Here is a 20966-nt window from a genome sequence, read left to right on the forward strand (position 1 = left end):
CGCTCGCGTCAGGAGGCGGTTCAAATGGGACCAAAATGCGACAGTCACGGTTAATATGAGTTCATAAGCCGAGATTGAACAATGCTGTGGCAGAGGCGCCACAGTCTTCTGACCTTCATTGAGTGCGCGCGAGGTCGACGATTCGGGTCTCGACGCGCTCTACGCCGCGATAAACATTGCCGGACAATTTGGCGGCGACATGGAACTGCGCGCCGTCTCCGCTCAGAAGCGCCATGCCGAGCGGCGACCTTACGGCGCGGAAGGCGATGGCGTCGACCGTCGCGCCGTCGCGCGAGCGCAAACGAGCGCGCACGTGATCGGCGCCGACAGTTTGAGCGAATGCGACCTGCTGTTCGGCCAGCACAAACAGGGGCTCTGGATTGCATTGGCCGAAAGGCCCCGCCCGTTCCACCCGTCGCAGCAATTGGAGACTGACTCCTCGCCCGGTCAGGGAGGCGTCGACGACAAGCGCGTCGTCGCGCCGGGCGGCCTCGACGGCGGCTTCGAGGGCGTCGTTGAGAAAGGCGCGAAAGTCGCCGAGCCGATCGCGCGCCAGCGTCACGCCGGCGGCCATGGCATGCCCGCCGCCTTTCACCACGACGCCATGATCGACGGCGCGCCGCACCGCCGAACCAAGATCGACGCCATTTAAACTTCTGCCTGAACCTGTTCCATATTCTCCATTGAATGCAATAACAAATGCAGGAACATTAAAGTGTTCCTTTAAGCGTGACGCGATCAGTCCGACGACGCCAGGATGCCAGTCGCCGCCTTCGAGGACGAGGCATGACACTCGATTTGATCTTGCCAACTGCGCTTCGGCCTGGGCGATCGCCTGCTCCAATGTCGCCCGCTCGACGATCTGCCGCTCGCTATTCAGCCGATCGAGCGTCACCGCGATGCGATGCGCCTCCGCGCCGTCGACGAGGGTCAAGAGACGCGCGCCGAGACTGGCGTCGCCAATCCGGCCGCCGGCGTTGATGCGCGGGCCGAGCGCGAAGCCGAGATCGCGGGCGCGCGGCGGCCGGTCGAGCCGGGCGGCGTCCATCAGCGCGGCGAGGCCGGGACGCGACCGCGCGGCCATCACCGACAGGCCCTTGGCGACCAGCGCCCTGTTCAGTCGCACAAGCGGCGCCACATCGGCGACCGTCGCCAGCGCGACGAGATCGAGCGCGGCGAGGAGATCAGGCGCGGGCCGATCCTCGCGCCACCAGCCGCGCGCCCGCAGGGTCCGCGAGAGGCCGACGAGCGTCAGAAAGACGACTCCGGCCGCGCAGAGTCCGCCTTGCCCCGAAAGGTCGTCGAGCCGGTTGGGATTGACGACAAGCGCCTCGGGCAAAACTTCCGGGGCCTGGTGATGGTCGAGGACCATCACATCGAGGCCGAGCGCGCGCGCTATGGCGATAGGCTCGTGGCTCGTGGTTCCGCAATCGACGGTGACCAAGAGAGTCGCGCCGCGGGCCGCAAGATCTCGGATCGCCTCGACATTCGGTCCGTAGCCTTCGGTGATCCGGTCGGGAATATGCAGAAGCGGCGCCGGCGCGCCGGCTGCGCGCCAATAGTCGATGAGCAGCGCTGCGGAACAGGCGCCGTCGACGTCATAGTCGCCGAAAATGGCGATCTGCTCGCCCGTTTCGATCGCATGCGCAAGCCTGTCGGTCGCAGCGTCCATGTCGCGCAGCGATGACGGGTCAGGCATGAGGTCGCGCAGCTTGGGATCGAGATAGCCGGCGGCGTCAGCGACCGTGACGCCGCGCCCGGCGATCACCCGCGCAAGAAAATCGTCGATCCCATGCGCCTGGGTCAGCGCCAGCGCCTGCGCCTCGCCTCTGGCGTCGAGCCTCCCGCGCCACCGTCGACCGAGCACGGAACGCTCGACCCCAAGAAAGGCCGGAAATACCGAATCGGACATCGCTGCCTCTTAGGCAGTGGCTAAGCACTGCCCGCGACGGACGCAAGCGCCGCCGATCGCTCGCAATTCACTTGTTATCGCTGTAATTAGTCGCATCATATTGCTCGTGGAAGATTTTTCACATCCCATCTGTTTTGATGAGGCGTTCGGCCAGGGGACATCCGTAGAATTTTCGCGCGGCGTGACGCCCCTGGAGATGCTCGACGTCAAGGCGACTTACCCGTGCGGCGCGCTTCTTCGAGCGCAGACGCATTTTGATTTTGATTGATGTCGGACCGGCGAATGGCGCTCAAATCCACTCATATTGTTTTCGTGCATGATTTCTTCGGCTGGGGGCCCAAAGAGTTCGGACTTCCCTATTGGGGCGACGCGCTCGATCAGATTGGCGAACCTTTCGCGGTCCATGAAGCGAAGGTGGGTCCGGTCAGCTCCTTCCATGACCGCGCCTGCGAGCTTTTCGCGCAGATCGGCGGCGGACGGGTCGATTATGGCGCGCGGCACAGCAGCGAGGCGCGCCATGCCCGCTATTCACGGGAATATGCGGTTCCTTTCGCGCCCGACTGGTCGGAAAAAAACCCGGTGATCCTCGTCGGTCATGGCGCCGGCGCCCAGACCGCCATGCAGTTGCAGGCGCTGCTCGCCGACGACTTCTGGGAGCAGGGATCGAGCGCGGACTGGATCGAAGGCGTGGTCAGCGTCGCCGGCGCCATTAACGGATCCTTGCTGCCTTACAACTTTGGATGCGACCATGCGGACGGCCGTTTCAGGCGCAGACCGAGCCAGATGATCGCCGAATCGTTCAAATTCCTCGGCATGGCCGCCGGCGTTCCGAGCGCCATGCGCAGGCCTTTCGATCTCCATCTCGATCAATGGACGGGGTGCGAGGCGGACTCTTACGAGGCGATGGCGCGTCTGGACGCAGGCGCCTTTGTCGAGGGCGAAGACAATCTCGCCTTCGACCTGACGCTCCAGGGCTGCCGCAACGCCAACGCCCGGTTCAGATCGCATCCGAATTCTTACTATCTCTCGCTGGTGACCAACGCCACCCATGCCCGACCTTCTGCCTTCTTCGGCAGAACCTGGCGGCCCGATCCGACCATCCATCCCGTTCTTTGGCAGACCGCGCTTTATCAGGCGCGAGAGGCGAATTTCGCCAAGGCGCCGATCGTTGGCTGGGGTGGTGGCGACCTTTCGCTGCCGCAATGGCGCCCCAACGATGGCGCGGTGAGCGTCATCTCGCAGCGCTATCCGTTTACGGCGCAGCAGGAGCCCGTTGGAGGCGAAGGCGTCTTCAGACGCCAAAGACTCAAGCCGGGGCGGTGGTATTACGAATATCTCGACAAGGCGATCGGCCACCGCTTCGACCACTTCGACGCCGTCATCGGCGCGCAGCTCAAACCCTGGGTCCCAGGCCTGCGTGACGCGCATCGCGAGATCTATTCGCGGCTCGGCGAGACCTTGCGCAGCCTGTAGCCCATCAGTCCTGCGGTCTTGCCGGCTAATGCAGACCGCTCATGCCGTGCGACTGCAGCGCGTCGACGACGCCACCGAAGACCAGTGACACGCCCATCGCCGACACGAAGAAACCGACGATTCTGGTCGCCGCATCGATTCCCAGCGGCCCCATAAATTTCGTCAATGGCGTCGCGAAAGCGAGACAGGCGTAAGTCGCGGCCACCGCAAGAAAGATCGCGGCGAGGATCGCGCCGAAGGCCAGCGCTTCGTGGGAAGAATGCTCGATGGTGGCCATCATGCCCAGAACCGTCGCGATCGGCCCGGGTCCAATCATCAGCGGCATCGCCAGCGGCATGAAGGCGATGTTGGCGTTGGCGCCAGCGGGAGCTAAGGAACTTTCTCCATTCGGCGCCGGCAGGAACAGTTCAAATCCGATTCGCGTCAGCACGATCCCTCCGGCAATCCGCACCATGGCTAGCGAGACGCCGAAGATTTTCAAAATCACCGCGCCAAAGAACAGGAAGAACAGGATGAGCAGCAGCGCATAGAGACAGGCCATGAACGCCACCTGGCGTCGCTCCTGATTGCTTTTGTCGCGCTGGAGCATCAGGAAGACCGGCAGCGCCTCAAAAGGATTGATGACCGCCAGCAGCGTGGTGAACGCCGAGAAAAAGAGGGTCAGCTCGGTGCTGAAGACGCCGGAACCGATATTTGCGACCAGACTGCTAATCGTCATAAGTCCTTCTCTTTGGCGTTCGACCGCGCCGAACGCATCGCGCATGCATGACGCATGGCGGCGCGACATTATTGCGGCGCGTGCGGCCGCTCAAGCGGCGCAGGGGCGGATCACTGATTTTGCCTATGCATTCGCTTGGGCCTGCGGCTCACGATAGGATCGATCCGTGACCGACGCGATTCAGCTCACCCATCTCTGCGGCGACAGCGCGGTGATTTTGCCCTTCGGCGCGGAGCTTGCGGCCTGGCGCGCGCGAGGCGTCGACATGATCTGGGCGAAGGACCCCGAAATCTGGGATCAGACCGCGCCTGTGCTGTTTCCCGTCGTCGGCTGGACGCGCGACGGTCGCGTACGCGTCGACGGTCGGACCTATCCTCTCGCGCTCCATGGCTTCGCCTGGAGAAAGCGCTTCGACGTTGCCGAGCGCCGCGACGACTATCTGCGACTCGCGCTCGTCGACGACGACGAGACCCGCGCGCTCTACCCTTTCGCCTTCCGCTTCGAAGTGGAATTCCGGCTCCATGCCGGCGCGCTGGAAAACAGTCTCATCGTCGCGAATATCGATTCGCGGCCCCTGCCCTACGCTTGCGGCCTGCATCCCGCCTTTCGCTGGCCGCTCGCCGGCTCGAATGCGCCGCATGCGATCATTTTCGAGAAAGAGGAGCACGCCGACGTTCCGGTCATCGGACCCGGCGGACTCTTCTCGAAGCCGATCCGCAAAACCCCGCTGGACGGCCGGCGGCTGCCGCTGGAACCTCAGATGTTCGCGCGCGACGCGCTGTGCTTTCTCGATCTTGCGAGCCATAGCCTCGTTTTCGACAATGGCGAAGGCGCAAGTCTTTCAGTGACGATGGAGGATTTTCCGCATGTCGGATTTTGGACGCTTCCGCCCGCGCCCTACCTGTGTATAGAGCCTTGGACAGGCTACGGCGACCCCGAGGATTTTTGCGGCGATCTCTATGAAAAGCCTTCGATGAGACTCCTGGCGCCCGGCGAGCGTGCGCGGCATGGCGCGATTTTCGCCTTTGAGAGGAAGGCGCCGGTCGGCTAGGAACGGTCCGCCTTTCACCGGGAACTCTGAATGACTATCGCCTCCAGCGTCATCGAAGCCATCGGACGCACGCCGCTCATCGAATTGCGTGCAGCCTCTAAGGCGACCGCCTGCCGCATCCTCGGCAAGGCCGAATTCATGAATCCCGGCGGCTCCGTGAAGGACCGCGCCGCGCTGTCGATCGTCGAAGACGCGCGCGCGAAAGGATTGCTAAAGCCAGGAGGAACGATCGTTGAAGGCACCGCCGGCAATACCGGCATCGGGCTCGCGCTTGTCGCAAACGCGCTCGGCTTTCGCACGGTGATCGTCATTCCCGACACCCAGAGCCAGGAAAAGAAGGACATGCTGCGCCTGCAAGGCGCGCAGCTCGTCGAAGTGCCGGCGGTTCCCTACGCCAATCCCAATAATTACGTGAAACTTTCCGGACGGCTCGCCGAGCGTCTCGCCAGGGAAGAGCCGAACGGCGCCGTGTGGGCGAACCAGTTCGACAATGTCGCCAACCGCGTCGCCCATCTCACCACCACCGGCCCCGAAATCTACGAAGCGCTCGACGGCGCGGTCGACGCCTTCATCTGCGCCTGCGGCACCGGCGGCACGCTCGCCGGCATCGGCATGGCGCTCAAGGAGCGAAATCCCGAAGTGAAGATCGGGCTCGCCGATCCACATGGGGCGGCGCTCTATTCCTATTACACGACCGGAGAGCTGAAGGCCGAAGGCTCGTCGATCACCGAAGGAATCGGCCAAGGCCGGATCACCGCCAATCTCGAAGGCGCCCCGGTCGACGTCGCCTATCGCATACCGGATGACGAGGCGCTGCGGGTGGTCTTCGATCTTGCCGAGCAGGAAGGCCTGTTGCTTGGCGGCTCGTCCGGAATCAACGTGGCCGGCGCGATCCGCCTCGCCCGCGATTTGGGCCCCGGCAACACGATCGTGACCGTGCTCTGCGACGGCGGCGCACGCTACGCTTCGAAGCTGTTCAACCCCGAGTTCCTGCGCAGTCAGAAGCTGCCGACCCCGCCCTGGCTCGAAGGCGCGATCGAGATCGATCCGGGATACGTCTAGCGTTCGATGGTTTCGCCTAGCGCCGTCTCCCCCGCCCGCTCGACCTCGCGCTGGGGAACGAACGTCTCGCGACGCACGAAGAGAACCTTCTGCAATTCCTTCTCCCCGATCAGCTTTGCGAATTCGCGATAGCCGAAGAAGGGAATGAGCGCCGCGAAGGTCACGAGCCCGACCGAAAGCAAGATGCGCAGATTATCGAGGTCCACGCCGTCATGATCGGCGTGGGCCGGCCAAAAACGCTCGAGCAGCGCCTGTTCCCCAATGTCCATGCCGATGAGCAGCGCGCCGAACAACAGCGACTTGAGCAGAATGGGCGTTATCAGCGGTCTGTTGTCGAAGATGCGCCAGATACCAAAACTGTTGGCGACAAAAAGCACCTTGGCGAAAGCAAGCGCCTTCGCGACAGCGAAGCCCTGATGCTGCACGATGTGCGCCTGAGACAGAACGATCGACTTATGCACGCCGAGCACGGCGAGCAGGAACCAGACGTATAAGAAGACGGGTATGAAAGCCTTGGCTTCCTCCTCCGCTTTCTCCTTGAGGCCTCTCTTCGCTTGCACGCTCATGTCTATGCGTAAGCTCCCGCAAACCTCGCCGCGCGCTAATTTAGCCGCGCGCCGCCTCCTTGGCTATCGCGACGGCGCTCGCCATATCCTCCGGTCTGTTGACGTTGAAGAACGGGTCATACGGTTCGACCGGCCATTCGACGATGACATTTGCAAAGTGAGCGATGAACGCCGACACCCTGCGCTCGCCTTCTTCCATGAGCGCGCGCCGCAACTCGTCGCGCAGCGCAACCGGCCAGAGCGCCACGGCGTGATGGGTCCGCGCGTTAGACGCGGCGACCGCGATGCTTGCGCCGGCGCGCTTTCGGGCGGCTTGCAGACGCGACAGGAGATCGGCGGGCAGGAATGGGGTGTCGCCTGGCGCGCTGAGAACATCGGCCGCTCCCCTCGCGGCGGCAAAGTCCATGCCCGCCAGGACGCCTGCAAGCGGTCCCGCGAAACCCTCGACGCTGTCGGCGACGACCGGAAGTCCGAAGCGCGCAAAACGCGCCGGATCGCCGTTTGCGTTGATCGCCAGCGCGGCGCACTGCGGCTTCAAGCGATCGATCACATGCTCAAGGATAGGTTTGCCTGAAATCTTGACGAGCGGCTTGTCGCCCCCGCCCATGCGCCGCGCCAGTCCGCCGGCGAGGATCACCCCGATGCTGGTCATGCGCTTTCCGAATTCGCCTCAGCCAGGGACGCCGCCATCGTTTACGCGCGTCACGGTTTCGCCCAAATGGTTGACACAGTTAACGCGGCGTTTTTAGAGCTTTGCGCCATCGATGACGTGGCCGCGCGAATTCCTAGACTTGCCGTACCGGCGTAACGCGCGCGATCGAAGCAAAACCCTGCAAAATCGGGCGCCAATGTGGTATTGGCGGTTCAACGGGCGGGGCAGGCAAGTCTACCGCCTGCCGCATCTTCCTAAAATTTAGTTTATTTTCCATTGCTTATAGAAGCTGTTGGTTTAGGCAATTCTTAAAGCGACGGCTTTATAAGGATCGCTACTAGGCAGCTGTTTGAGTAGCGAGTAAGTGAGATGACCGAGACGCACCGTCCCCGTGTCAAATATGTCATCGGCCCCGATGGCAGTCCGCTGACCATTGCCGATTTACCCCCCGCTTCGACCAAGCGCTGGGTCATTCGGCGCAAGGCGGAAGTGGTGGCGGCGGTGCGCGGCGGTCTTCTTTCGCTCGACGAGGCCTGCAGTCGCTACACGCTGACGGTGGACGAATTCCTCAGCTGGCAGATGTCGATCGATCAGCACGGGCTTGCAGGGCTGCGAACGACGCGTCTCCAGCAATATCGCATTTAACCTCGACGCAAGAGCGCGTCCTGGCCGAGAATCGACGGCGACGCACAGATTGGCGTCGCGCGCTCCAAGCCGCGGTCGTAAAAATGGCGCTTCACCCGCGGTGAGACGAAGGCGCGACTTCCGCGCTGCTTTGAATTTCTGAACGCGATCGCCGGCCGCTTCATTTGAGCGGCTGCTCCTCTATCCCGCGCCAGCGCTCGACGAGTTTCCTGCGCTCAAAAAGCGCAACGACGACGAGCGCGATCAGCAAGGGGATAATGAGGTAGAAGAGTCTCCAAACGAGCAGCGCAGCCAAGACCTTCAGGCGCGGCACGTCGGGCATCACCTTGATGAACAGCAGCTCGAAGATGCCGAGACCACCCGGCGCATGTGACACCAAAGCCGCCGAGAAGGACAGGAGAAAGGCGCCGAGCACGACGAGATAGCCCGGATTGCCCTGCTCCGGCAGCGCGAAATAGATGATGCCGGCCGCGCCGATGAGCTCCAGTGGCGCGGCGAAGAGCTGGCGCACCATGATGCCGGGGCGCGGATAGAGAATCTCGAAACGCCCGAACAGGCGGATCGCGCGGAAATGCATGAGCGATCCGAGAATGTAGACAACGACGAAAGCCAAACAGGCGAGGCCGACGACGAGCGCGGTATGGGGGTTGGTCACGACGTCCGGCAGGAAGCCCGACAGTCGCTGCATGATCGTCGGATCGTAAGTGAGCAAAAGCCCGGCGAGTAGCACATTGCCAAAGCCGAACGTATAGGAGCACAACACCACCAACGTCGCGACTTGCGTTGCGGTCAGCCCCTTCGTCGAATAGGCGCGATAGCGCACCATGGCGCCCGAGAAAACGCTCGCGCCGATATTGTGAGACAGGGCGTAGGTCGTAAACGAGCAGACCGAAATAAACAGCCAGTTGATATGCTTGACGCCAAGATGGAGCAGCGCGATGCGATCGTACCAGGCGAGCGCCGCGTAGGCGACAAGCGTCGACAGGCCGGCAAGAAGATAATGCGTCGTCGGTATGGCCTTCAGATTGGCCCAAACCTCGACGCCAACCGATTCTCCTCTGAATTCTCGATAGAGAAGGAAGAAAGAGGCGACGACGGCGACGAGGCCGACCGTCGGCCAAAAATATTCCAGCAGTTTTCTCATGCGGACCGTCGCGTTAAGTTGCACCGTCGATCATCGAACCGGCCGCTGCTGGCCGCATATTCCCTCGCATGGAGCGACCAGCGGCCGCAAGCCCGCTGCGATTATTTCAAGCTTGCGGCGAATCAATGGAGACGGGAATGAACTTGCTTTCGCGGATCAAGGGCTTAATTCTGACGCCGCAGACTGAGTGGGCGCAGATCTCGCAAGAGGAGACGTCGGTCTTAGATCTCTATCGCAATTATATTGCCGTGCTGGCGCTGCTTCCGCCCTTCGCGAGCTTCTTCGGCTCGTGGCTTTTCGGCTTTTCCTACGGTTCGCAGGGAACCATGCACCCGACGTTTGCGGGCGGCCTCTATCGCGCTTTCGTTCAATATCTCCTCAGCCTGCCGGCCCTCTTTCTCGTCGCCTTCGTCATATCGGCCATCGCGCCGCATTTTGAAGGCAAGACCGACGACCGCCGCGCCCTGATGCTGACCGCCTATTCCTTCACGCCGGTCTGGCTCGCCTCTCTGTTTGGTCTAGTTCCCGGCCTTCGATGGCTGGACGTGCTCGGGTTCTATGGAATTTATGTTTTTTCCGTCGGCCTGCCGCCCATGATGCGTGTGCCAAGGGAAAATCTCGACGTCTTCACCCTCGCGATGCTGTTTCTCGTCGTCGCGACCGTCGCGCTGCACGGATGGCTGGTGCATCTCATAGCTCCGCAGCAGCTGATCTAGCGCCAGCGCGCCATGGCGTCGTCGTCCTCGAATCTCGCCTCAACCCAGTCGTCAGGAGCGCCGTCCGCGCGGCGCTCCTTTTTCCAGAAGGGCGCCCGGGTCTTCAGGTAGTCCATCAGAAACTCCGCGGCGGCGAAGGCGTCGGCGCGTCGGCGCGCCGCCGTGAGCACCAGAACGATCTGTTCGCCAGGCCGAATGCGGCCGAAGCGATGAATGACGGTCAGGCCCTGTAAGGGCCATCGCTCGAGCGCCTGGTCGGCGACACGAGCGATCTCCGCTTCCGCCATCCCCGGATAATGTTCGAGTTCAAGAGATTCGAGCGAACCGTCCTCGTCCCTGCAAAGGCCGACGAAACTGACAAGCGCGCCGATGTTTCGCCGTCCGTGGGTCAGCAGCGCCTGCTCGCGTCCGGGATCGAAATTTTCTGCCTGCACGCGCACGGACGGCGCCGTCCGCTGCGTCATCTCAGCCTCCGGTCATCGGGGGGAAGAAGGCGATCTCGCGGGCGGCGACGATCGGCGCGTCCGGCGCCGCATGGATCTTGTCGACCGCCGCGCGGATCGTCGCCGGATTGGCGAATGCGGCGGCATAGCCTTCGCCGCGCGCGGACAGCCAGTCGATCAGCTGGCGCACCGTGACCACCTCGCCCGGCGGCGCAATGTCCTCTTCCGCCAGACCGATGCGCTCGCGCACCCATGCGAAATACAGCGCCTTCATCCCGGCCCGTCTTCCCCGAAATGATCCCATGCCGACTGCAGATAGTCGAACCCGGTATAAAGCGTCAGGATCGCCGCCGCCCACAACAGGGACGCGCCGATCTTGATCGTGCCGGGAAGAACCACTTCGCCCGCCGGCCCGGCGATCAGGAATCCCAGCGCCACGAGCTGCGCCGCCGTTTTCCACTTGGCGATGGCGGAGACCGGCAGTCGAACCTTGAGCTCGGCCAGATGCTCCCGCAGCCCCGACACGAGGATTTCGCGGCACAGGATGATGATCGCCGCCCATATCGTCCAGCCGGCCACCGTTTTGTCGGCGACGAGCGCCATCAGGGTGGTCGCCACGAGCAGCTTGTCCGCAATCGGATCGAGCATCCGGCCGAGCGGCGAGTGCTGCTGCCAGATTCTTGCGAAATAGCCGTCGAGAAAATCCGTCACGGCGGCGGCGATGAAAATCCCCAGCGCCGTCCATCGCGCCCAATGATCGGTGAAGCTGAGAAGCAAACCCGCGACCACCGGAACGGCGACGACGCGGCCATAGGTGAGCAGATTGGGCAGCGCCAGCGCTTGGGAACGACGCTTGGCGGTGACAGCCGTCTCGGACATAGCGCAAGGGAATATGTTCCCGGCGTCCAATGTCAATAGACAGAGCGCCCGGACAGAAAGCGCGCCACAGCAAAGCGCGCCACAGCAAAGCGCGCCGTCCCGTCCGCGCATCGGCTGTTAAATCGCGACGGTTGCGGCCTCACTCGCGGTCGAGCGCGAAGGCGCCGGGTCCGGCCGCCGCAAAAAACAGAAATACGAAGCAGTAGAGCGCGGCGAGCTCGCCCTTGTTGACGATCGGCCAGAGATCCTGGCCGGCGTGAAACAGGAAATAGGCGACCGCCATCTGGCCCGAAAGGATAAAGGCGACAGGCCGTGTGAACAGGCCGAGCAGCATCAATACGCCGCCGACAAGTTCGATGATCCCCGCCGCGCCCCGGAGCGAGATCAGTTGCAGCCCGTCAAACATCGCGACGTGTGGGACGCCGAAGAGCTTGGCCGTTCCATGCTGCAAAAAAAGCAGAGCGGCGGCGATGCGCAGCAGGCCCTGCGCATGCGGTGCGAAGCGTTGTGGAATGATGCGCAGAGTCATCGGATGGCCTCCTAGAGAATCCTGGCGATCTCCTCAAAATCAAGCCGCGGACCGCGAGGATAGAGCTTTGCCGGATCACCATAACCGATGTTGATCAAGAAATTCGATTTTATCCGGGTGCCTTGGAAGAATTCCGCGTCGACCTTGTCCCTGTCGAATCCGCTCATCGGTCCGCAATCGAGACCCACCGCGCGAAGCGCGAGAAGCAGGTACGCGCCCTGCAGCGAGCCGTTACGAAACGCCGTCTGGTCGATCAGGGTTTCGTTGCCGATGAACCAGGAACGCGCGTCCGTCGCCGGATAAAGGCGCGGCAGAATTTCGGGAAAATCCAGATCATAGGCGACGATTGCCGTAGCGGGCGCGGCCATGGTCTTCGGGCGATTGGCGTCCGACATCGCCGGCGCGAGCCTGGCCTTCGCCTCGGGCGAGCGCACGAAGACGACGCGCATCGGGGAGCAATTGGCGCTTGTCGGACCCCATTTCGCGTAATCTACGGCGCGTTCGAGCAGGCTGTCAGGCACATCCCTGTCAAGCCAGCCGTTATGAGTCCGCGCGCCGGTAAAGAGCCGCTCCAACGCTTCCGGCGCAATCGGGCCTGCGGCCTGCCTGTCGGTCATCATCGCATCCCTGCAGCGCTAGATGTCGCGCCCTTCGACTTCAATATGTAGGCGCTCCTCGATTTTGCGGAGCGATTCCTGCTGGGGCGAGATCGCGAGCGACTTTCGATAGGCGGCGAGCGCGCCTTTCTTGTCGCCGGACTTTTCCTTGAGCGCGCCGAGGGCGGCGAGCGCGTCGAAACGTTTCGGCTCAAGCGTCGTCGCAGTCTCGAGGTCAGCGATCGCGCCGCTGTTGTCGCCTTGCTCGGCCCGCGCCTTGGCGCGCATGACATAGGCCTCCGTCCACTGGGGAGACAGCGCCACCACATAGTCGAGCAGGCTGAGCGCAAGCGATGGCGCGCCGGCCGCATCCGCCGCAAGCGCGCGCGCCGCCAGCAGATTGATCGTGTCTGACTCCGCGCGCGACCAGCGGCTGGCGATCGCCGCGGCGACGCCTTTCGCCTCGCGCTCGTCCTCGGCCTGCTCCAGGCGCAGATAGAGCCGAGCCATATCCTCGTCCCGTCGTTCGGCAGGGTCTTTAGGCTGCGCCGGCGGCCCGGCCGCTGGCGCGCGCCGCTCGGGCGCTCGTTCGCCTCCTCCCTGCCCCGGACCAAGCGCTCTGGTTCCGGGCGGCAGAGGAATTCTTCCAATGCCCGGAATGAACAGGAAATTTTCGCCATCCTCCGCAAACGATTCGATCGACGGCGGTCCCGACTCCTGAGCCGCCGGCCGCCGCATGGGCAAGGCTGCCAAAAAAACGACGATTGTCAGGGGAAGAAGCCGCAGGATGCGCATGGCGGCTAACATAGCGCGATTAAACAGAAACGGCCACAGTTGGCGGCGCGGCAGCGTATTGCATTAACCATTCGTTAGCCGAAACCCGACCCTGGCGCTGCGAATTCATCCTCCGTTCAGGCGAGGCGCCCGAATCCTGTGCGCACTAGTTAGGATTGTTAGGACCCAACCGCGCCTATCGCGCCAACAACGCTGCAGCCCGCGTTTGAGGCGTCGAACTCCTGGAGTTGGAATCGATGATGGATACCATACGCCGTCTGTTGCAAGAGCACGGCCGTCTGCACATGCCGGTGGCGCAATTGTCGGATTTCGACGATCTTTACGGCGCAGGACTGACGCCGTTCGCCGCCATCCGCACCATGCTCGCGCTTGAAGAAGCTTTCGACATAGAATTTCCGGTTTCTATGCTGCGCCGGCAAAGCTTCGCTTCGATCAACGCCGTTCGTAATTGCGTCAACGAGCTGTTGACGGCGGCTGAACGCCGCGCCGCTTAGGCGTCTTAAGCCAAGCCGCGGGCGCGAGAGTTAAGCTCTCGTCGCGCGCTCGTGCCGCCAAGCTGAGCGCCCCGAGAGTCGCGGACTGAACGGCGCCGCGCACGGTTGCGGCGGCTCCTTCGCTGCGCTAGTCGTCTCTGGAAAGGTTCGAACCTCGAGCCTTCGCGACGACGAGAATTCGATGCCTCCCTATCGTTCACGCACGACGACCCACGGCCGCAACATGGCCGGCGCACGCGGCCTGTGGCGCGCGACGGGCATGAAAGAGGAAGACTTCGGCAAGCCGATCATCGCCGTCGCCAATTCCTTCACGCAATTCGTGCCGGGCCATGTTCATTTAAAGGATCTTGGCCAGCTCGTCGCCGCCGAGATTGAAAAGGCCGGCGGCGTCGCGAAGGAGTTCAACACCATCGCGATCGATGATGGAATCGCCATGGGCCACGACGGGATGCTCTACTCCCTGCCCTCGCGCGATCTCATCGCCGACAGCGTCGAATATATGGTCAATGCGCATTGCGCCGACGCGCTGGTCTGCATCTCCAATTGCGACAAGATCACGCCGGGCATGCTGATGGCGGCGTTGCGTCTCAATATTCCGACGGTGTTCGTTTCGGGCGGTCCGATGGAGGCCGGCAAGGTCGTGCTCGCCGGCAAGGAGCATGCGCTCGATCTTGTCGACGCGATTATCGCCGGCGCCGACGACACGGTCAGCGAAGCGGATGTTGCGACGATCGAGCGCTCCGCCTGTCCAACCTGCGGCTCCTGCTCCGGCATGTTCACCGCGAACAGCATGAACTGTCTGACCGAGGCGCTGGGCCTTTCACTTCCAGGCAACGGATCGGTTCTCGCGACGCATGCCGATCGTCGACGCCTGTTTGTCGAAGCCGGCCATCTGATCGTCGATCTCGCGCGGCGCTACTACGAGCAGAACGACGATAGCGTGCTGCCGCGTTCGATCGCGAGCTTCGAAGCGTTTGAGAACGCCATCACGCTCGACATCGCCATGGGCGGCTCCACCAACACCGTGCTGCATCTTCTCGCGGCGGCGCATGAGGCGCAGATCGATTTCACCATGGCCGACATCGACCGGCTGTCGCGACGCGTGCCGGTGCTGTGCAAGGTCGCGCCCTCCGCGGCCGACGTTCATCTCGAAGACGTGCATCGCGCCGGCGGCGTCATCGCCATCCTCGGCGAGCTGCTGCGCGCTGGCTTGCTGCATGGCGATCTGCCGACCGTCCACAGTCCTTCGGTCAGCGACGCGGTGGCGCGCTGGGACATCGCGGTGACGCAGAGCGAGACCGCGCGCACGTTCTTTCGCGCCGCGCCCGGCGGCGTGCCGACGCAAGTCGCCTTCAGCCAAGACCGCCGCTACAAAGAGCTCGACGCTGATCGCGAGAAGGGCGCGATACGCGACGCGGCGCACGCCTTTTCCAGGGATGGCGGCCTCGCTGTCCTCAACGGCAATCTCGCCGTCGACGGCTGCATCGTGAAAACCGCTGGAGTCGACGAGTCGATCCTGAAATTCGCCGGCCCCGCCAAGATCTTTGAAAGCCAGGACGCCGCGGTTTCCGGCATCCTGACGGGCGGCGTAAAGGCCGGCGACGTCGTCGTCATTCGCTACGAAGGCCCGCGCGGCGGGCCGGGCATGCAGGAAATGCTCTATCCGACGAGCTATCTGAAGTCGAAGGGGCTCGGCAAAGTCTGCGCGCTGGTCACCGACGGACGATTTTCCGGCGGCACCGCCGGTCTTTCGATTGGCCATGTGTCGCCCGAGGCCGCGGAAGGCGGCGCCATCGCTCTGGTCAGAGACGGCGACCGGATCGAAATCGACATCCCGTCGCGCACGATCACGCTCGCGGTGAGCAACGAGGAACTCGCGGCGCGGCGCGCCGAACAGGCGGCCAAGGGCTTCGCGCCGGCACAGCCCCGGCCGCGAAAAATCACGACGGCGCTGCGCGCCTACGCCTCAATGACGACGAGCGCGGCGAAGGGCGCCGTGCGACAGGTTTCCTGACCTTTCGCAATTTTAGCGGGCGTCGTAGACTGACGCGCGCACTCCGTCGCCGGAACAAAATGTCTCCGTCACGTAAATTCGTCGCTTCCGGACTGTTTGGCATCGCTTTGGGATTCGCGGTGCTTGCGCTTGCCAGTTATGTGGCCGTGCACGCCGAATTCCAGCGCCGCACAGCGGGCGCATGGCTGCGCCACACGATCCAGGTGCAAAGCGACCTCTATCAGCTTTTCGGATTGCTGCAAGCCGCAGAGAGCAATCAACGCGGCTACATGATCACCCAGGACGAACGTTATCTCCAGGCGTGCGCCGACGCGTCGCGCAAGATGCCCGACATGTTGGACCGAATTTCCGAGGGCGTGAGGGACAATGCTAACCAGCTCCAAGCCGTCGCAGAGATGCGGCCGCTGCTCGGCGAAAGGATCGAAATTATCGATCAAACGATCGCCGACACACGCGCCGGCCAGCTCGACAAGGCCGTACAACTCGTCAAATCCGGGCGCGGAAAAGCGCTGATGGACCGGGTCCGCGCCATCGTCGACACGATGATGGAAAATGAGCAAAGTTTGGTTGAGAAGCGCGAGCGCGAGATGAACGCCGCGGGCGGCAACTTTGACGCCGCCATTTGGGCGCTGGCCGGCATCATCTTCGCGCTTGGCGCATTTTCATTTCTCAATGCCCAAAAACAGATGAACGCCCTGCAAATGTCGCGCAACTCACTAAAGGAAGCCTATGATCAGTTGATCGGGGAAACGACGCGCCGCGAAGCGCTCGAGTCGCAGTTGCGGCAGTCGCAAAAACTCGAATCGCTCGGGCAGCTGACGGGCGGCATCGCGCACGACTTCAACAATATGCTCGGCGTCATCGTCGCAAGCCTTCATCTGCTGCGACGGAAACTCGCGGGTTCGGACGGCGAATATACTCAACTCATCGACTCGGCGCTGGACGGCGCCGATCGCGCCGCGGCAATGGTCCGCAGGCTGCTCGCCTTCTCACGACGGCAGCCGTTGTCGCCGCGGCCGCTCGACCCGAACAAGTTCGTCTCCGGCATTTCCGATATGGTGCGCCACGCGCTTGGCGCGACGATCGAACTTGAGACTGTGCTTGCCGGCGGACTCTGGACGACGAAAATCGATCAGCACGAACTGGAAAGCGCCATCGTCAATCTCGCGGTCAATGCGCGCGACGCGATGCCTAACGGCGGCAAGCTGACGATCGAGACGGCGAATTGCTATCTCGACGACGGCTACGCCGCCGAAAACACGGACGTCACGCCCGGCCAATATGTCATGATCGCCGTCACCGACACGGGTCATGGAATGCCGCCGGAGGTCTTGGCGCAAGCCTTCGATCCGTTCTTCACCACAAAGCCCGCGGGCAAGGGCACCGGACTGGGCCTTTCGCAGGTCCATGGATTCGTCAAGCAGTCGGGCGGCCACGTTAAAATCTATTCCGAAACCGAACGTGGAACCTGCATCAAGCTCTATCTGCCACGCTTCAATCACGTCGAAGCGCCCGTCCTAGCACCGGCTGCGTCGGTAACGACGCTCGATCTGCCGCTTGGAAAGCCGGACGAGCTGGTGCTGGTCGTCGAGGACGACGACACGGCGCGCCGCGTCACCGCCCAAGGCGTGCGCGAACTGGGGTATTCCGTTTTGGAGGCCGAGAACGGACGCGCGGCCGTCGACATCATTCGCCAACGCGCCGACATCAACTTGCTGCTTACCGACGTGGTCATGCCCGACATGGATGGCGCCCGTCTGGCGCGCGAGGCGGTGTTTCGTCGACATAGTCTGCGCGTCCTGTTCATCACCGGCTATACGCGGAACGCCATCCTGCACAACGGCGTTCTCGACCCGGGCGTCAAACTGCTGACGAAGCCCTTCACGTTACAGCAGCTCGCCGTGAAGATGCGGGAGATTCTGGACGCGAAATAGCCGACGATGATCAGTTTTCGGCTTTGAGCGGACGCATCAGCAGCGCTTCGACAGCCCCGTCGATGCTCAGGCGCGCTGAAAGAATGGCGTCGACAGCCTCAGCGATCGGCAGCTCGACGTCGTGGGCGCGCGCCATTTCCACCATGACGCGCGCCGTATAGGCGCCCTCCGCAAGCTTGCCATGCGTGGCGTCTTCCAACGACTCTCCGCGCCCCAGCGCTTCGCCAAGCGCAAAGTTGCGCGACTGCGCAGATCCGCAGGTTAGGACGAGGTCGCCCAATCCGGAAAGACCCATCAACGTTTCCTGACGCGCTCCTAGCGCGCGACCGAGCCGCATCAACTCGGCAAACCCGCGCGCGATCAGCGCCGCCTGCGCGCTCGCGCCGAGCCCACGGCCATGGCTCATGCCCGCAGCGATGGCGAGAACATTCTTTGCCGCGCCGCCAATTTCAACGCCGCGCACGTCGGTTGAGCGGTAAAGTCGAAACGTCTTCGTCGAAAGCTCTTCACAAAGACGTCGCGCCAGCTGCTCGTCATGCGCCGCGAGCGTGACCGCCGTCGGCAGCCCTCGGCAGACGTCTGCAGCGAAGCTTGGTCCCGAGAGCACGGCGACGCTCGCCTGGGGCAATTCTTCGCGCACAACTTCGCTCAAGAATTTGCCGCGCTCGCGCTCAATGCCCTTGGCGCAAATCACGAAGGCGGCGCCCTTCCGTAGATACAGCCGCGCGGCGCGCGCCGTCATGCGGATGGCTTGCGCGGGCGTAACGGCGAGAATGATTTCCGCTTCGCGCAAAATCGAAATGTCGTCCGTCGGCGCGACGGCGGCGGCAAGCGGCATTCCCGGCAGCCGGCGCTTATTTTCACGGTCGCGCGCGAGCGCTTGTGCCGTCCGCGGGTCATGCGCCCATAGTGGCGTCCGCGCGCGGCCCTGGGCGGCGACATTGGCGAGCGCAACGCCCCACGCGCCGGCTCCGAGCACTGCGACCGTCGCTCGCGTCATCTGACGCCAATCCGCTGATTGTCGGCGCGCGACCACAGCCTCTCGAAGGCTTCGCGAAACCGCGCCGCCATTTGCGGGCTTTCGATCACGATGAGGTCATTGTCCTGATAGATTTCGCCGGAGATCGAGAAATTCGCCGAGCCGCTGCGCAACACGCGTCCGTCCACTTGATATGATTTGAGATGCATCAGATCGCGCGAACGGCCCTTGCGGCGGACCTCTAAGTTGGGGGCGTCGGCGATCTCCCCGATCGCTGCGGCGCCACGGCCCATTTCATCGCCGTCCAGATAAATGCGCACCTTGACGCCGCGCATGGCGGCGCGGCCGAGCGCCGTCATCAACGAGCGGTCGGTCAAAACATAGGCCGCCATATCGATCGAGCGGCGCGCCCCGTCGATGAGACGCGCGTCGACTGAACCGAAGCCTTCGCCGGGCCCGTAAAGCACGCGCACCCCCGCGAAGGTCGGCTCTTCGGCAAGAAGTCCGGCCGGCTGCGGCATTGGCGCGAGCGTCATGACCCCAAGCGCCGCCAGGAAAAGAAATCGCATCGAGGCCCGCCTCAAGCCTTGCCGTGGTGCGATCGACTCGGCTCGGCGTCGAGCGGCCAGCGCGGACGTGGCGCAAAGTCGAGGTCGTCAGTCAGTCCGCACTTCAAACGCTCGAGTCCCGCCCAAGCGATGATCGCCCCATTGTCGGCGCAGAGCGCCGCCGGCGGCGAAACGAACCGCAGGCCGCTTTCAGCGCAAAGTCGTACCAGCGCGCGGCGAATGGCGCCGTTGGCGGCGACTCCGCCGCCGATGACAAGGCCCTGCGGCGGCCGGCCGACACGATCGGCAAAGAGCCGTAAGCCAGAGCGCACCCTGTCGACGATCACGTCGACGATCGCGGCCTGGAAGGAGGCCGCAAGATCCCTAACGTCCGTCTTATTCGGCGTTTGCAGCTTGAGAATTTCCTGGCGCACCGCGGTTTTCAAGCCAGAGAGCGAAAAATCCGCCCCTGGCCGGCCGAGCATGGGGCGTGGGAAATCGAAACGATGCGCGTCGCCCTCAAGCGCCAGCTTTTCAATGTGCGGGCCGCCCGGGTATGGGAGCTCCAACATTTTGGCGACCTTATCGAAGGCCTCTCCAGCAGCGTCGTCGAGGGTGGACCCGAGCCGCCGATAATCGCCGACGCCGTTCACCGCAACGAGTTGCGTGTGTCCCCCGGAGATCAGCAGCGCCAGAAAGGGGAAGGCGAGCCGGTCCGTCAGCCGCGCCGTCAGCGCATGGGCCTCCAGATGATTTACCGCAATGAAGGGTTTGCCCAGCGCCAGCGCCATGGCCTTGCCGGCGGTAAGTCCGACAAGAATGCCGCCGATCAATCCCGGACCAGCCGCCGCGGCGATGGCGTCGAGGTCTTTCGCCTCGGTCTCGGCGCGCTCCAGCGCGCGTCTGATCAACCGGTCGAGCACGTCGATATGGGCGCGCGCCGCAATTTCCGGAACGACGCCGCCATAAGCCGCATGGCGGGCGATCTGGCTCAGCACCTCGTTGGAAAGGATCGCTCCGCCCGCCTCGCCGAGCCGCTCCGACACGATCGCGACCGCCGTCTCATCGCAAGTGGTTTCAATGCCCAACACGCGCATGCGCACTCCCTGGCGCAAGGAATCGTTCCGCCGATTTTTAGTCGACGCATGACGAAGCTTATACCGTCGCGCGACAACAGGTTTAGAAAATTGCGATTGGCGAATGGTTTACAGCAATTATTGCAAGCTACTAGCGGACATCGACACTTCCCAATGCAACGCTAAAGATGGGCCCATTAAATTTTTTAGTTTTCTTACAGTCGCCACTTGACATGATCTCGACGGATACAAGTTGGCACAACAGATCGTTGCTTCCCAAACGGCGGCTTTATCTTGAGCTGAAATTATTCCGACTAAAGCGAACAGGTAAATAACGTCCCGGTTGAGGTTGCCCGCGGTCTGAACTGTATGGAGGTGAAAATGGCGTCGAACAAGATTAAGGCTTTCGCGCTAACGTCCGCAATTGCAATGGCCGCCGTGATCGGCTCCACAACTCTGGCAGAGGCGCGTTATTGCCGGGCTCATTACGGCTGGCATCGACACTGCGGAAGCTACTGGGGTTATTCTTATCGTCCAGTGCGTTACTCCCGCTGCTATCGGCCGGCTTATTATGGCTCCGCCTGGCCTGGCTATGGCTACAACGCCGGATATTACGGGTATGGCGGCGGCGGCCTACTTGGCGCAGGCTTGGGCACGGGTCTCGGACTTGGCGCAGGCCTCGGCGCGGGGATCGGAAGCGGCCTGTTTGGCTGGTGGTGATCGGTTAGCAATCCGCGAGC

General features: G+C 63.0%; 23 protein-coding genes. 9 read left to right on the forward strand and 14 right to left on the reverse strand.

Annotation, left to right across the window (positions count from 1 at the left end):
* Nucleotides 1-115 precede the first annotated feature (115 nt).
* Entirely contained in the window at nucleotides 116-1912 is a 1797-nt protein-coding gene (gene recJ, locus QZ964_RS00760) for a single-stranded-DNA-specific exonuclease RecJ (protein ID WP_292527980.1), read from the reverse strand.
* A 282-nt stretch (nucleotides 1913-2194) separates the two neighbouring features.
* On the opposite strand from recJ, the gene QZ964_RS00765 reads away from it, so the two are divergent.
* Complete coding sequence (locus tag QZ964_RS00765; RefSeq protein ID WP_292527982.1) at nucleotides 2195-3385, forward strand: hypothetical protein; 1191 nt, start codon at nucleotides 2195-2197, stop codon at nucleotides 3383-3385.
* A gap of 25 nt (nucleotides 3386-3410) precedes the next feature.
* On the opposite strand, the gene QZ964_RS00770 is transcribed toward QZ964_RS00765, so the two are convergent.
* The gene (locus QZ964_RS00770; protein WP_292527984.1) at nucleotides 3411-4103 is read right to left on the reverse strand and encodes a MarC family protein; all 693 of its coding nucleotides are present in this window, start codon (nucleotides 4101-4103) and stop codon (nucleotides 3411-3413) included.
* A gap of 166 nt (nucleotides 4104-4269) precedes the next feature.
* Between QZ964_RS00770 and QZ964_RS00775 the strand changes: the two genes are divergently transcribed.
* Complete coding sequence (locus QZ964_RS00775) at nucleotides 4270-5154, forward strand: aldose 1-epimerase family protein (protein ID WP_292527985.1); 885 nt, start codon at nucleotides 4270-4272, stop codon at nucleotides 5152-5154.
* A gap of 30 nt (nucleotides 5155-5184) precedes the next feature.
* Nucleotides 5185-6216, forward strand: a complete 1032-nt coding sequence (locus QZ964_RS00780) for a cysteine synthase A (RefSeq protein ID WP_292527987.1) — start codon at nucleotides 5185-5187, stop codon at nucleotides 6214-6216.
* Here the strand turns inward: QZ964_RS00780 and QZ964_RS00785 are convergent.
* Nucleotides 6213-6782 carry a hypothetical protein gene (locus tag QZ964_RS00785; RefSeq protein WP_292527988.1) on the reverse strand — a complete coding sequence of 190 codons (570 nt, stop codon included), beginning with the start codon at nucleotides 6780-6782 and terminating at the stop codon, nucleotides 6213-6215. The two genes, QZ964_RS00780 and QZ964_RS00785, sit on opposite strands and share 4 nt — an antisense overlap.
* 40 nt (nucleotides 6783-6822) lie before the next feature.
* Nucleotides 6823-7434: a molybdenum cofactor guanylyltransferase MobA gene (gene mobA, locus QZ964_RS00790; RefSeq protein ID WP_292527990.1), complete on the reverse strand. Its 612-nt coding sequence runs from the start codon at nucleotides 7432-7434 to the stop codon at nucleotides 6823-6825.
* 369 nt (nucleotides 7435-7803) lie between these two features.
* Between mobA and QZ964_RS00795 the strand changes: the two genes are divergently transcribed.
* Nucleotides 7804-8079 carry a DUF1153 domain-containing protein gene (locus tag QZ964_RS00795; protein ID WP_292527992.1) on the forward strand — a complete coding sequence of 92 codons (276 nt, stop codon included), beginning with the start codon at nucleotides 7804-7806 and terminating at the stop codon, nucleotides 8077-8079.
* Nucleotides 8080-8239: 160 nt separating this feature from the next.
* On the opposite strand, the gene QZ964_RS00800 is transcribed toward QZ964_RS00795, so the two are convergent.
* On the reverse strand, nucleotides 8240-9223 hold the full coding sequence (locus QZ964_RS00800; RefSeq protein WP_292527994.1) for a YbhN family protein: 984 nt from the start codon (nucleotides 9221-9223) through the stop codon (nucleotides 8240-8242).
* A gap of 137 nt (nucleotides 9224-9360) precedes the next feature.
* On the opposite strand from QZ964_RS00800, the gene QZ964_RS00805 reads away from it, so the two are divergent.
* Entirely contained in the window at nucleotides 9361-9939 is a 579-nt protein-coding gene (locus tag QZ964_RS00805) for a Yip1 family protein (protein WP_292527995.1), read from the forward strand.
* Here the strand turns inward: QZ964_RS00805 and QZ964_RS00810 are convergent.
* The 6 genes from QZ964_RS00810 to QZ964_RS00835 form a co-directional block, all read right to left on the reverse strand.
* On the reverse strand, nucleotides 9936-10403 hold the full coding sequence (locus tag QZ964_RS00810; RefSeq protein ID WP_292527997.1) for a molybdenum cofactor biosynthesis protein MoaE: 468 nt from the start codon (nucleotides 10401-10403) through the stop codon (nucleotides 9936-9938). The two genes, QZ964_RS00805 and QZ964_RS00810, sit on opposite strands and share 4 nt — an antisense overlap.
* Before the next feature lies 1 nt (nucleotide 10404).
* Nucleotides 10405-10656 (reverse strand): molybdopterin converting factor subunit 1, encoded by a 252-nt coding sequence (moaD, locus tag QZ964_RS00815; RefSeq protein WP_292527999.1) that lies wholly within the window; start codon nucleotides 10654-10656, stop codon nucleotides 10405-10407.
* Nucleotides 10653-11261, reverse strand: coding sequence for a CDP-diacylglycerol--glycerol-3-phosphate 3-phosphatidyltransferase (gene pgsA / locus QZ964_RS00820; RefSeq protein ID WP_292528001.1), 609 nt, complete (start codon nucleotides 11259-11261; stop codon nucleotides 10653-10655). Before pgsA ends, moaD begins: the two co-directional genes overlap by 4 nt.
* Before the next feature lie 139 nt (nucleotides 11262-11400).
* Entirely contained in the window at nucleotides 11401-11790 is a 390-nt protein-coding gene (locus QZ964_RS00825; RefSeq protein ID WP_292528002.1) for a DoxX family protein, read from the reverse strand.
* A gap of 11 nt (nucleotides 11791-11801) precedes the next feature.
* Nucleotides 11802-12410: a malonic semialdehyde reductase gene (locus QZ964_RS00830; protein ID WP_292528004.1), complete on the reverse strand. Its 609-nt coding sequence runs from the start codon at nucleotides 12408-12410 to the stop codon at nucleotides 11802-11804.
* Between the two features lie 15 nt (nucleotides 12411-12425).
* Complete coding sequence (locus QZ964_RS00835; RefSeq protein ID WP_292528006.1) at nucleotides 12426-13124, reverse strand: hypothetical protein; 699 nt, start codon at nucleotides 13122-13124, stop codon at nucleotides 12426-12428.
* A 293-nt stretch (nucleotides 13125-13417) separates the two neighbouring features.
* On the opposite strand from QZ964_RS00835, the gene QZ964_RS00840 reads away from it, so the two are divergent.
* From QZ964_RS00840 to QZ964_RS00850, 3 genes are all read left to right on the forward strand, one after another.
* The gene (locus tag QZ964_RS00840; protein WP_292528007.1) at nucleotides 13418-13675 is read left to right on the forward strand and encodes an acyl carrier protein; all 258 of its coding nucleotides are present in this window, start codon (nucleotides 13418-13420) and stop codon (nucleotides 13673-13675) included.
* Between the two features lie 181 nt (nucleotides 13676-13856).
* Entirely contained in the window at nucleotides 13857-15689 is a 1833-nt protein-coding gene (gene ilvD, locus QZ964_RS00845) for a dihydroxy-acid dehydratase (protein WP_292528008.1), read from the forward strand.
* 59 nt (nucleotides 15690-15748) lie between these two features.
* Nucleotides 15749-17623, forward strand: coding sequence for a CHASE3 domain-containing protein (locus QZ964_RS00850; protein ID WP_292528009.1), 1875 nt, complete (start codon nucleotides 15749-15751; stop codon nucleotides 17621-17623).
* A 10-nt stretch (nucleotides 17624-17633) separates the two neighbouring features.
* Here the strand turns inward: QZ964_RS00850 and QZ964_RS00855 are convergent, their stop codons facing one another.
* Genes QZ964_RS00855 through tsaD form a run of 3 tightly spaced genes read right to left on the reverse strand, consistent with a single transcriptional unit; the run spans nucleotide 17634 to nucleotide 20247 of the window.
* Nucleotides 17634-18623, reverse strand: coding sequence for an NAD(P)H-dependent glycerol-3-phosphate dehydrogenase (locus QZ964_RS00855; RefSeq protein WP_292528011.1), 990 nt, complete (start codon nucleotides 18621-18623; stop codon nucleotides 17634-17636).
* On the reverse strand, nucleotides 18620-19171 hold the full coding sequence (locus tag QZ964_RS00860; protein ID WP_292528012.1) for a phospholipase D-like domain-containing protein: 552 nt from the start codon (nucleotides 19169-19171) through the stop codon (nucleotides 18620-18622). Before QZ964_RS00860 ends, QZ964_RS00855 begins: the two co-directional genes overlap by 4 nt.
* Before the next feature lie 11 nt (nucleotides 19172-19182).
* On the reverse strand, nucleotides 19183-20247 hold the full coding sequence (tsaD, locus tag QZ964_RS00865; protein WP_292528014.1) for a tRNA (adenosine(37)-N6)-threonylcarbamoyltransferase complex transferase subunit TsaD: 1065 nt from the start codon (nucleotides 20245-20247) through the stop codon (nucleotides 19183-19185).
* A gap of 360 nt (nucleotides 20248-20607) precedes the next feature.
* On the opposite strand from tsaD, the gene QZ964_RS00870 reads away from it, so the two are divergent.
* A complete protein-coding gene (locus QZ964_RS00870) occupies nucleotides 20608-20946 on the forward strand; it encodes a hypothetical protein (RefSeq protein WP_292528016.1) in 339 nt (112 codons plus the stop codon).
* The last annotated feature ends 20 nt before the right edge of the window (nucleotides 20947-20966 follow it).

The organism is Methylocystis sp. (assembly GCF_021731785.1).
In the GTDB taxonomy this organism is placed as follows: Bacteria; Pseudomonadota; Alphaproteobacteria; order Rhizobiales; family Beijerinckiaceae; genus Methylocystis.